This is a genomic window from Arthrobacter ipis (assembly GCF_014694315.1).
Classification (GTDB): Bacteria; Actinomycetota; Actinomycetes; order Actinomycetales; family Micrococcaceae; genus Arthrobacter; species Arthrobacter ipis.
This window is the reverse complement of record NZ_JAAOXD010000003.1, coordinates 614,209-625,364: the sequence shown is the minus strand read 5'-3', so window position 1 is coordinate 625,364 and position 11,156 is coordinate 614,209. Positions and strand designations below refer to the sequence as shown.

Sequence of the window (11,156 nt, the reverse complement as noted above, 5' to 3'; positions counted from 1 at the left end):
TTCGGTAATATGACTACAGTACATGAATGTGCCCCGCTGCACACTAGTGGCACCACACACGACCCAAGGAGAGCACATGACGCCGGAAGCCCGCGACGCAGAACTGGCGGCCACCCAAGCACCCGAAGGCCCCACGCCCGGAGAGCTGTGGAAGATCACCCTCGGCGAGCTGGACGAGAAGATGGGCGTGAAAATCGTGGAGGAGTCCGTCGAGCGCGTCGTGGCGACCATGCCGGTGGAGGGAAACCGGCAGTCGTTCGGCCTGCTGCACGGCGGTGCCTCGCTGGCCGTGGGCGAAGCCGTGGGATCGTGGGCGGCGGTGATCCACGCCAGCACGCTGGGCAAGACCGCCGTGGGCGTGGACGTCTCCGCCACGCACCACCGCTCGGCCCGGACCGGCGTCATCACCATCACGGCCACTCCCATCCACCTTGGCGGCACGCTGACCACGCACGAAGTGCTGATCACCAACGACGCCGGGCAGCGGCTCTGCAGCATGCGGATCACCAACCTCTTGCTTGGTCCGAGGGCCTGACGTCTTCCCTGGCGCCGCCTGAAGTCCTACGCGGCAGCGCCCAGAAGCCCTACGAGACGACGCCCCGCTAGGCTGATCTGGTGACCGAGCTTGGCAGCCTGACCCCCACCCTGATCGCGGTGGGCCTCCTTATGGCGCTGACGGCCGCCGTCCTCAGCGCTTTCCGGGTTCCGCATGCCTTTGCGCCGGCCCTCGCCATCCTCCGCGGCGCGGCGCAGCTCGCCGCCGTCAGCCTGATCCTCGGCGCCGTGATCGCCAGCGCCGGATGGGTGGCCGTGGCGCTGTGCGTCATGTTCACCGTCGCCGCCCTTACCGCCGCGCGCCGCCTCGCCTGGTCCTGGCGCCACCTTGCCGTCGTGGCCGGTTCGATGGCCGCCGGCATCCTCGCCTCGCTGGTCATCGTGTTCGGCACCGGAGCCATCGAGTTCACCTCCCGCTACGCCCTGGCGATCGGCGGGATCGTGGTAGGCAATTCCATGGCGATTGCCGGGCTCGCAGGCCGCAGGTTCAATGAGGCCGTGATCGACCGCTGGGACCAGGTGGAGGGCTGGCTGGCCCTGGGCGCCTCTCCCCGGCAGGCCACCCGCGAGATGGCGCGCGGCGCCGTGTACCGCGCTCATTCCGACCGTGGACCAGACTAAAACGACGGGCCTGGTGACGCTGCCGGGCGCCTTCGTCGGGGCGATCTTCGGCGGGCTTTCGCCTCTGGAGGCGGGCCGGTTCCAGATCGTGGTGCTGGCCTCGATCATGGCCGCCGGGTCGGTCACCGCCATCCTGCTCATCACCTTGCTGGCCCCGGTCCGCATGCGGCCGGCACCGCTTAGGTAGGAGCCCGGGTGAAGTAGGAGTCCGGCACAGTGCCGTTGACATTGCGCCGGGCGCTTTATACTCTGGCCGCTCCGGACCAGAGGGAGCGGCCATGCTGGGCCGGGCCCTCATTGTCTGCCCCCAGCAGGTGCAATCATGAGCACACGATTCACACGGGCCGCCGCCGCGCTGGCGGCCGTCCTCTTGGTAGTCCTGCTGGCGGGCTGCGTATCTAAGCCTGCCCCTTGGACGCCGCCCACCCACTTTTACGTAAGTGCTGCGGGAAGCGACACCAACTCCGGGACGTCCCCGGATTCGCCCTGGCAGTCGCTGCAGAAAGTCAACGAGACGGCATTCAACCCCGGAGACTCCCTCAGTTTCCGCAGGGGTGACGAGTGGACCGGCAAGGTGGTGCTCGACGAAAGCGGAACACCGTCGTCGGCCATCAGACTGAACAGCTACGGCGATGGGAACCTGCCAACAATCACCAGCGGCGAGAACGGAGACTGCTTCCGGCTGGACGGCAGCTACATCGAGGTTGACGGGCTGCGGGCCACAGACTGCGGGTACGCGGGCTTCAACGTGTACGGCGACCATGTGGTGGTGAAGAATTCCGAGGCTTCCAACAACACCGCCGGAATCAGGGTGGCCACCGGATCCGACTTCGGAAACTACTCCAACAATGTCCTGACGGACAACAACATCATGAACGTCAACACCGCGGGAAGACGGTGCGGCACCGCGGATGAAGCCAACTGCAGCGATGACTCGGGTGCGTTCGGCGTGCTGATCAACGGCAACGACAACGAGTTCTCGGGCAATACCGTCACCGGTTCCACGGCATACTCCTACGACTTCCGCCGGGACGGAAGCGCCTTCGAGATCTACGACGGCAGCCGCAACAACATCCACCACAACAAGGCCATAGACAACAACATGTTCTCCGAAGTCGGGCGCTCCGACGGGAAGGCAGACGGCAACACTTTCCGCTACAACCTGGTCCGGGCCTCGTGCGGCAAGAAATGCGCCGAAGCCGCAGGCCTGATCATCCGCGGCCCGGACACACGCTACGGCCCCACCAACAGCACCACTTTCGAGTTCAACACCGTCTGGCTCAACGGCAACCGCTCACGCGGCGTGGTCTGCCACGCCCGCTGCCCCTCTTCGACCGTCATCCGCGCCAACATCCTCGTGGCTGTGCGTGACGCCCTGTGGATGGACGGGTCCGGCTGGACCGAGCAGTCGAACGTTGTCAACGGCCCCAGCAATGTCCCGCTGGACAACAGTTCGACGACGGCTCCCGCAAAGTTCGTCAATCCCCGCAAGGACCTCCACCTCACCAGCGGCAGCCCTGCGATAGACCGCGCGCCAAGCAGCCCTTCCAGCGTGGACCTGGACCAGAAGCCCGTTCCGCAAAAAGGGCACTGTTCCGGAGCCGGACTGGCCGACGCCGGCGCTTACGAATACGAGCCGGCCAACTGCTAGCTGTGGCGTAAGCCAGCGATAGCGTCTTCCGTGCACTGCGGCGCGGGACGATAATCAGGTATCCGCTCTGCACACCAATGGAGGTGGTGGATGTGTCTGTTTACACCTTGGGTATCTGGCTCGTAAAGCCGGGCCATGAGGACGACTTCGTGAAGGCCTGGAAGGACATGGCCGACAGGACCCACAAGGATTATCCGGGCGGCCGGGGCCTGCTGATGCGCGACCGTGATGTGCCCAACCGCTTCATCAGCACCGGGCCTTGGGCCTCACTCGAGCAGGTCGAACAGTGGCGGGCGTCGGCGGCGTTCACCGAGGGCCTGGCCTCGATCCGCGACATCATTGAGCACTTCGAGCCGCACACGCTGGACGAAGCCGCCACAATCGGCTGAGCTGGCCCGGCTCCGTCTGCCCAGCTCTGTCCTACCCGGCCGCGTCCCACATAGCACCAATGCAATGTATGGCGCTGGCGCCATTCCTTGTGCGGCTAACGCCTGCCGCAACGCCGCGCGACCATCAGCGCCAAACCGCCGAGCAGCAGGGCCGCGCCCGCTACGGCAGCGGCGAGGGTCAGACCGGAGACCCCCGTGTCGGCGAGCATCACCGGGCGTGAATCCGGGTACGGAACTGCAGCAGGAAGCACAGCCACCACCGTCGGCTGCGGCGCGGGCACAAGCGCCGCAGGCGCGGGGCCCTGTGAGGCCGCTGGTTGGGATGGCACGGGCGTCTGTGTGGGGGTCGGCGAGGCCGGGGCAGGACCGGCAGCGGGACCAGAGGGCTCTGGAGCTGCCGGTTCGGGCACTGTGCTGAAGGTGCTTGGCTGCGAGCGGCTGAAGCCGTTCACCGTCTGGGCGGTGAATCCCCCAGCCGGAGCGGGCGCGCTGAAAGCCCAGGTTCCTTGGGCGTCCACGTCCACGTCGAACGGTTCGCTACCGGAGAAGGTGACCCGGACCTGCGTTCCCGTCGGAACGTCTGTGGCCGGAGCCGAAGCGAGCCGGCCGGCGACGCGCTGGCCGGTTTGGATGGGCCCCGGAGGCAGGACGCCGGCAAGGACTGGCCTGTTCAGAAACAGTCTCAGCTGCACGCCCGGGAGGACCTCCATGGATTCCTCAAGCGTTGCCGCCACGGCGAAGTTCTCGGTGGAGAAGCGGCTGTTGCCCGCAGAGTGTGTGCCCACAGCGTAGTTTCCGCTGATCCAGGGGCCACCGGAATCGCCGCCGCTGGATTCCACCGACCCGGAAAGGAATCCTCGGAAGGAACGCAGGTCTGCAGGGTCGCCCGAGCCCCCGCCCACGATGTAGATCCCCACTTCGTCGACAGTTCCGCACGACCAGCCAATGGTCCGCCCGGAACGGCAGACGGGCTGCCCCTGGAACGGCGAGGCCGTGCCCACAATTGGCACTGAGCCGGTTCCGAGATTGGCGGCATTCCCCCAGGTAGCCGCGGCCGGGCGCGCATCCAGGTCCGCGCGGATGGACTCGATGACGGCGATGTCGTTCCCGGGGGTGCCGGGATCATTCGGATCGGTGACACGCGAGTTTTCGGGGCCACCAAACTGGCTGAACCCGAACGTTCCAAGTTTTCCGGTGACCGCGGCGTCGGCCACGGACCCGCCCGCGGGATCCCCGGCGGGCAGGGTCACCTCGGCGAGCCGCGCGGCGCCGTCGTCAGCGCAGTGGCCGGCCGTGAGGACCAAGGGCCGGCCCTCGGCGTCGAAGGCGCTGAACCCGGCTGAGCAGGCCACCCAGCCGTCGATCCTGTACCCCTGTCCGCCGAAGAAGTCCTCCTCCCGGACCAGAGGCTCCCCGCTCTCCAGGACCACGTTGGCGTACCGCTCCACGAATTCCGACGGCGACAGGCGTGACCCGCCGGGCGAACCGGCAGCCGGGGCAGCCGGACCGTCGGTGCCAGCAACACGCCCGGCCTGCGGCTCCGACTCGGGCTGGTTCACACCACCCGTGCGGATGATGAACTTGCCGTCCGCCTCGGCCACGGCCTGGAGCCCGGCAGGTCCCACTTCACGGAGGTAGGCCCGGTAAAGCTGGTCAATGCTCGTGGCACGGATATCTGGCGCCGCAGTGTCCGGCTCGGCGGCAGGCTTTGCCGGTAAGGCGTCCGGGGACGCCGGGAGCGGTGAGGATTTCGGGGAAGGAGTCGCCGCGGCGGGCGCTTCGGAGGGTGCCAGCACGAACTCCTGCCGGGACGCGGCATCGGCCTCGTTGAGCGCGCGCACGGCGTTGGCGAGGTCCGGGCCCGCGCCTTCGACCAGGATTCTGCCCCCGTCCAGCCGGATCGATTCGAATCCTGCGGCCTGCCGGAGCCTGGGCAGGGCGGCGGCCGCACGCTTGCCTTGCTCTCCTGCGGCGTTGAATTCCGCCATGGTCATGCCGAGGTCCCGCAGGACGGCGCCGGCAAGGCCTTCTCCGGACAGTTCGGCTGTTGCGGAGCCGGCCTCCGGGACAGCCGGGGACGGCACGGCCGCCGACGCATCGGGACCGTCCTGCGCCGCTGTGCCTCCCGCCGCCGTGGTCCCGGCCGTCGTCGTGGTTTCCGCCGTCGTCGTGGTTTCCGGGGCAGCGTAAGCCGGCACGGATGCGACCGGGGCACCGAGCGCCACCGCAGCCGCAAGGGCGAGTGCGCGCCGGAGAAAAGGGCCGGATGTGGAAGAAGTCACAGGGCAACCCTAGCGCCGAGGACGGCCAGCACCGACTCCAGCTCAGGCTCCGTGACGCCGTTCTGCAGCAGGAATTCCCGGGTGTTGAGCTGCCGAACGAAGCCCAGAACCCGGGCACCGCGGGTTGCCAGCAGCGGGGTGAGGGTTTCCTCGTCCAGGTAGCGCTCGTGCGGATGAGGGGGCCACATGGTCCGGTGGCGTTCGTTGATGCCGCGCATGGCGGCCTGGTAGCTGGCGACGATCTCGGAGTCGCCGGCACCGGCGAGATCCTGAAGCATCGCCGCGATCATGCCGCTCCGGTCGCGGCCGGCGGAACAGTGAATCACCACGCCACCCGAGGAAGCGGCCACCGCCTTGAAGACGGCGGCCAGCCGGTCCGGAAACAGGCGGGCATTGGCCGCATAGTGCGCGGGATCGTTGAGGTACGGATCGCAGAGGGCTTTGAACTCGAGGTTGTCCGGGTCCTCCGTGGGCGCGTGGACGACGTCGAACGCGGCGAGCGCCCCGCCAACGTCGGGATCGCTGGGCCTGGGCTGGCGTTCCGTGGCGTTGCGGAGGTCGATGATGGTGCGGATGCCGTCCCCGTAGGCCTTCTTCCAGCCGGCCTCGGTGACCCATTCCCGCCGCCCCATCCGGTACACGGAGCCGGCCACGAGCCAGGCGTTCACTGCCCCGTCCCAGCCGACCTGTCCGCTCACATTCACGCAGCCAGCTAAGCACATCTTCCGGCCCGGGTGCAGGGGCTTGAAGCAAGTAGTGCCGGACGACGCGGCAGAAAAACGAGTACCAGGTGGCGGGGTTCATACCCTTCCACGGGCATACCCTAGGGCGATGAGCGCCACTTCGCGCCGTCAGTCTCCAGGCCTGCCGCCGCGGCAGGCCTGGCTCATCGCTTGCCGATTCTCCGCAGCCTTCCCTGCATCCGCTTCCATGGTTTCCCTGAATGAGGGGGTTTCATCGTGTTGACCAATGACCTGATCCGACGCCGTACAGCCCGGCTGGCCGGTGCCCTGGCCGCCTTGGCGCTCACCGCCGGCCTTACCGCCGCACCGGCCACGGCCGCTGATCCGCCACCCATCTACCTCGGGTTTGGCGACTCCTATGCAGCAGGAATCGGCGGCGGGCCATATTTGGCACCGTCCGCATGGGTTCCGGCGGACTGTATTCAGACAGAGGTGGCATATCCCGCCATTCTGGGCGGCAAAAACCTGGCCTGCTCGGGGGCGACCACGACAAACGTGTCCGCCATCGTGACGGCTGCTGCCTACAATCCCGGCACGGCGGCGTACCTGGCGAACGCCTCGGTCATCACAGTCACGGTTGGCGGAAACGACATCGACGCAGGAGCTGCGGCCGTGCAATGTGCAACTTCCATCGCCACAGCAACCTGCAAGGCCGCCTTGGTGAATTCGCTGGCCGTCAAGCTCCCCCAGTTGCCCGGCAAGATCAAGGCCATGGTGGCAGTGATCAAGCAGAAGGCTCCCCGGGCCAGGATCGTGCTGACCGGATACCCGCGGCTGTTCACCGCGAACGCCTTGATGACCGAGCAGCAGAAGACCACTGTCCGCACCTTGAATTCCGCGGCGGACCTCCTAAACGGCACAATCGCACTCTCCGCGCTGGCCAGCCGGGTGAAGTACGTCAGCGTCACGAACCAGTTCACCAACCATGGCATTGGATCGGCGGAGCCCTGGATCGTCGGACCCGGGCCAGTCTGCCTGCCCACCATCAACTGCGCACTGGAGGGGCAGCCCTTGGACGTGTTCCACCCGACCGCCACAGGCTACGCCAAGGGGTATGTGCCTGCCCTCGCCGGGCTGGTGCCCTAACGCCTGGCCAGTAGGGCCGGGCAAGATGCGGGCCGGGGGTGTGCCCCCCGGCCCGCATGGCTAGGCTGGGAGCATGATCACAGTCTCGGGCACTGTCAGTTCTTCCCTGCCGGCGCGGACTGCGTTCGCCTACCTGTCCGCCTTCGAACACACCGGTGAATGGGACCCGGCCACGGCGGTGATGGACAAGCTGACTGACGGGCCCGTCGCCGTCGGCCACCGCTACCATGCTGAGGCGCTGTTCCGGAGCAAGCGCCAGCCCATCGAGTATGAGGTCATCGAACTGTTCGACAACCACATCAAGCTCCGGGGCGAACACCGGAATCTCGTGGCCTTTGACTCCATCGACGTGCGGTCGCTCAGTTCCGGGTCCGAGATCCTGTACACGGCCCAGTTCAGCATCAACTGGCCCTACAAACTGCTGCAGCCTTTTCTGAAGCCGCAGTTCATGAAGCTGCGCGATCCGGCCCTGAAGGGGCTTCGGCAGAAACTCGAGTCCCTGTAACCGTCCCAGCCGCACTCCAGCACAGGAGGACCCCATGAGCAGCCAGAACCCCGACCCCCTTGAAGACCACCTCACCGGGCTGGAACCGGGCGGCGGAGTGCCGCCGGGGGAAACACCGCCCGCCGAGGCCTCCACCGGCGGACCGCAGGGGCACGACGAGGGCGGCCCGCCCCGGGGAACCCAGGTGGCGGTGCTGGTTTTGATCGGAATCGTGGTGCTGCTGTGCCTGCTGTTCTTCGTCGGCTATATCGTCGGCTTGCTCTAGAACGGCCGCGGCAGACGGCGGCGGGTCAGATTCCGCAGGTCAGGTGCCGCAGGTCAGTCAGTCCAGTCGAAGAACCCCTTGCCGGTCTTGCGGCCCAGTTCGCCGCGGGCCACCTTGTCCCTGAGGATCTGCGGCGGAGCGAATCGCTTCCCCAGCGTCGAGTGCAGGTATTCGGCGATGCCCAGGCGGACGTCAAGGCCCACAATGTCGGTGGTCTTTAGCGGTCCGGTGGGGTGCTTGTAGCCGAGCACCATGGCGGCGTCGATGTCCTCCGCGGAGGCCACGCCCTCCTCCACCATGCGCATCGCCTCCAGCGCAATCGCCACGCCCAGCCGCGAGGACGCGAATCCCGGGGCATCATTGACGACGACGGCGGTCTTGCCCAGCGCTTCCGTCCAGCCTTTCGCTTGGGCCGCCAGCTCGGGTGACGTTTCCTTGGCCACCACCACCTCGATCAGGGTGGAGGCAGGCACGGGATTGAAGAAGTGCAGGCCCACGAAGTTGGCCGGCCGCTGCAGCTGGGCGGCGAGGTCGGTGACCGACAGTGACGACGTGTTCGAGGCCAGGAACGCCTCGGGCGCCAGCTGCTCCTCCACGGCTTTCAAGGCGCTGACCTTCAGCTCGAAGTCCTCCGGGACCGCCTCCACCACGAGGCCGCAGCCGGCGAAGGCCGAATAATCGGTGGACGTACTGAACCGGGCCAGGACTTCCTCCGGCGTTCCTTCCAGGGCTCCGCGGGATGCGGACTTGGCCACCGCGTCGGCGACCCGCGTGCGGGCGCCGGCGGCAGCATCGCCGTCGCGCTCCACCACCACGACGGTGGCGCCCTTGATGAGGAAGGCGTGGGCGATTCCGGCGCCCATCCGGCCGCCGCCGAGGACTCCGACGTGCTGGGGAATGGCGGTCATGACTTGGTCCCGTCTGTGGTTTTCTTGTCGTTTTTCTTGTCGGAGTTCTTCCTGTCCAGGAACGCCTGCATCCTGTCGAACTTGGCCTGCGACTCGAAGAGGATTCCCTGCGCCAGCTGGTCGATCAGCGGGTGCGCCTCGGCCGGGGCGTGGAACACCGACTTGGTGATCCGGACCGCCAGCGGGTCCTGTCGGGCAATGCGGTCGGCCAGCCGGTGGGCGGCGTCCATGAGCTCGGCAGGCTCGTGGAGTTCGGTGACCAGGTTGACGGCGAGCGCCTCCTCGGCCTTCAGCACCCGTCCGGCCAGAAGGATTTCCTTGGCCACCGGCTCCCCCACCAGCTCCTTCAGCCGCCAGCTGGCACCGGCAGCCGCAAGGATGCCCAGGCCGGTTTCCGGGTTGCCGATCCGCACCGCCGGGGTGCCGATCCGGAAGTCGGCAGCAAAGGCCAGCTCTGCCCCGCCGCCCAGGCAGTATCCGTCCAGCGCGGCGATCACCGGCATGGGCAGCTTGGCGATCCGAACAAAGATGGTGGAGTTAATGCCCTGCAGCGCGTCGTCGCGGCGCCGTTCCCGCAGCTGCGCGATGTCCGCTCCCGAGGCAAAAACACCCTCGGTGCCGGCGATGATGAGGACTTTGGGGTCCTTCTCCAGCGCGGCGCACACCGCGTGGAGCTCGTCCACCATCTGCTGGTCGATCGCGTTCCGGACGTCCGGGCGGTTGAGGAGCACCACCACCCGGTCCGCGCGCTCTTCGACCAGGAGGGTGCGGAACTCCAGGGTGCTCAAGTGTCCGTTCGCGTTGTCTTGGCTCGCGCCGTTGTGGCCCGCACTGTCCTGGCCCGCACCGTCCCGGCCCGGCACTACACGCGCTCCAGCAGCATGGCCGTGCCCTGGCCCACGCCGATGCACATGGTGGCCAGGCCGATCCGCGCGTCCTCGCGCTCCATCCGGCCCAGCAGGGTGATGGCGATCCGGGAGCCGCTGGAACCCAGCGGGTGCCCCAAAGCGATCGCGCCGCCGTCGTTGTTCACAATGCCCGGGTCCAGCCCAAGGCGCCGCACGCTCGCCAGGGACTGGGTGGCAAACGCCTCGTTAAGTTCGACGGCGCCAAGGTCACCGACGCTGAGCCCGCTCCGCTTAAGCACCTTCTGGGTAGCCGGAACCGGGCCGATGCCCATGATCTCCGGCTCGCAGCCGGCGGACGCGCCGTCGATGATGCGGGCGCGGGCCGTCAGGCCCAGCCGCTGGATGGCGGCCTCGGAGGCGACGATGATCGCGGAGGCGCCGTCGTTGAGGGAGGACGAGTTGCCGGCGGTGACCACCGAGCCGCCCGGAACCACGGGACGGAGGCCGGACAGCACGTCCATGCTGGTGCCTGCGCGGGGCCCCTCATCGGTGTCCACCACCGTCTCCGCCTTGCGGGTCTTGACCGTCACCGGGACGATTTCGTCCTTGAAGCGGCCCGCGTCGATGGCGGCGATCGCTTTTTCGTGGGAGCGGACGGCGAACGCGTCGGCGTCCTCGCGGGAAATGCCATCCACGCGGCCCACCTCCTCCGCGGTTTCCGGCATGGAGAACGTCATCTTGCCGTCGCGCGACAGCTCGCCCTTCTTGAACAGGGGGTTCACGAAGCGCCAGCCGATGGAGGTGTCGAAGATGTCGCCTGGCTTCGCGAAGGCGGCCTGCGGCTTCTCCTGGACCCAGGGCGCGCGGCTCATGGACTCGACGCCGCCGGCCACCACGATGTCCGCGGCCCCGGACTTGATCATCTGGCTGGCCATGATGATGGCACTCAGGCCCGAGGCGCAGAGCCGGTTCACGGTGATGCCGGGGATGTGCAGCGGAAGGCCGGCGAGGATGGTGGCCATGCGTGCCACGTTGCGGTTCTCCTCGCCGGCGCCGTTGGCGTTGCCGAGGATGACCTCGTCGATAGCGTCCGGATCAACCCCCGCCCTGGCCACGGCCTCGCGGACCACCAGCGCGGCGAGATCATCGGGCCGGACCGCCGAAAGCGCTCCGCCGTATCGTCCCACCGGGGTGCGGGCACCGCCCACCAGAAAAGCCTCGACCATGAGAACATCCTTTTCGCAGAAGCTGGGCCGGAAGCGAATAAATTACCGACCGTTCGTTCTATAAAGATTACACGGTG

The 11,156-nt window shown here is 67.6% G+C and carries 11 protein-coding genes and 1 pseudogene; 7 read left to right on the top strand and 5 right to left on the bottom strand.

Features of this window, described 5'->3' with window-relative positions; genetic code table 11:
* The first annotated feature begins 76 nt into the window (after nucleotides 1–76).
* The 4 genes and pseudogenes from G9E11_RS09955 to G9E11_RS09940 all read left to right on the top strand — a co-directional run bounded on the left by G9E11_RS09955 (nucleotide 77) and on the right by G9E11_RS09940 (nucleotide 3,216).
* Complete coding sequence (locus tag G9E11_RS09955) at nucleotides 77–535, top strand: PaaI family thioesterase (RefSeq protein WP_414635185.1); 459 nt, start codon at nucleotides 77–79, stop codon at nucleotides 533–535.
* An 80-nt stretch (nucleotides 536–615) separates the two neighbouring features.
* Nucleotides 616–1,363 (top strand): annotated as a pseudogene (locus G9E11_RS09950) (ABC transporter permease).
* Between the two features lie 135 nt (nucleotides 1,364–1,498).
* Nucleotides 1,499–2,827 carry a choice-of-anchor Q domain-containing protein gene (locus G9E11_RS09945; protein WP_190605198.1) on the top strand — a complete coding sequence of 443 codons (1,329 nt, stop codon included), beginning with the start codon at nucleotides 1,499–1,501 and terminating at the stop codon, nucleotides 2,825–2,827.
* Between the two features lie 92 nt (nucleotides 2,828–2,919).
* The gene (locus tag G9E11_RS09940; RefSeq protein WP_311764335.1) at nucleotides 2,920–3,216 is read left to right on the top strand and encodes an antibiotic biosynthesis monooxygenase family protein; all 297 of its coding nucleotides are present in this window, start codon (nucleotides 2,920–2,922) and stop codon (nucleotides 3,214–3,216) included.
* A gap of 95 nt (nucleotides 3,217–3,311) precedes the next feature.
* On the opposite strand, the gene G9E11_RS09935 is transcribed toward G9E11_RS09940, so the two are convergent.
* Nucleotides 3,312–5,498 carry a S1 family peptidase gene (locus G9E11_RS09935; protein ID WP_190605196.1) on the bottom strand — a complete coding sequence of 729 codons (2,187 nt, stop codon included), beginning with the start codon at nucleotides 5,496–5,498 and terminating at the stop codon, nucleotides 3,312–3,314.
* On the bottom strand, nucleotides 5,495–6,202 hold the full coding sequence (locus G9E11_RS09930) for a tyrosine-protein phosphatase (protein ID WP_311764334.1): 708 nt from the start codon (nucleotides 6,200–6,202) through the stop codon (nucleotides 5,495–5,497). The genes G9E11_RS09935 and G9E11_RS09930 overlap by 4 nt, the downstream gene beginning before the upstream one ends.
* A 255-nt stretch (nucleotides 6,203–6,457) precedes the next feature.
* On the opposite strand from G9E11_RS09930, the gene G9E11_RS09925 reads away from it, so the two are divergent.
* The 3 genes from G9E11_RS09925 (at nucleotide 6,458) to G9E11_RS09915 (ending at nucleotide 8,097) form a co-directional block, all read left to right on the top strand.
* Nucleotides 6,458–7,327: an SGNH/GDSL hydrolase family protein gene (locus tag G9E11_RS09925; protein WP_190605194.1), complete on the top strand. Its 870-nt coding sequence runs from the start codon at nucleotides 6,458–6,460 to the stop codon at nucleotides 7,325–7,327.
* 73 nt (nucleotides 7,328–7,400) lie between these two features.
* Nucleotides 7,401–7,832, top strand: coding sequence for an SRPBCC family protein (locus tag G9E11_RS09920; protein WP_190605192.1), 432 nt, complete (start codon nucleotides 7,401–7,403; stop codon nucleotides 7,830–7,832).
* A 34-nt stretch (nucleotides 7,833–7,866) separates the two neighbouring features.
* Nucleotides 7,867–8,097: a DUF6480 family protein gene (locus tag G9E11_RS09915; protein ID WP_190605190.1), complete on the top strand. Its 231-nt coding sequence runs from the start codon at nucleotides 7,867–7,869 to the stop codon at nucleotides 8,095–8,097.
* A 53-nt stretch (nucleotides 8,098–8,150) separates the two neighbouring features.
* Here G9E11_RS09915 and G9E11_RS09910 read toward each other — a convergent pair whose 3' ends face one another.
* From G9E11_RS09910 to G9E11_RS09900, 3 genes are all read right to left on the bottom strand, one after another.
* A complete protein-coding gene (locus tag G9E11_RS09910) occupies nucleotides 8,151–9,005 on the bottom strand; it encodes a 3-hydroxyacyl-CoA dehydrogenase family protein (RefSeq protein WP_190605188.1) in 855 nt (284 codons plus the stop codon).
* Nucleotides 9,002–9,793: an enoyl-CoA hydratase/isomerase family protein gene (locus tag G9E11_RS09905; RefSeq protein ID WP_190605186.1), complete on the bottom strand. Its 792-nt coding sequence runs from the start codon at nucleotides 9,791–9,793 to the stop codon at nucleotides 9,002–9,004. Before G9E11_RS09905 ends, G9E11_RS09910 begins: the two co-directional genes overlap by 4 nt.
* A 74-nt stretch (nucleotides 9,794–9,867) precedes the next feature.
* Nucleotides 9,868–11,079 carry a thiolase family protein gene (locus G9E11_RS09900; protein WP_190605184.1) on the bottom strand — a complete coding sequence of 404 codons (1,212 nt, stop codon included), beginning with the start codon at nucleotides 11,077–11,079 and terminating at the stop codon, nucleotides 9,868–9,870.
* Nucleotides 11,080–11,156: the final 77 nt, after the last annotated feature.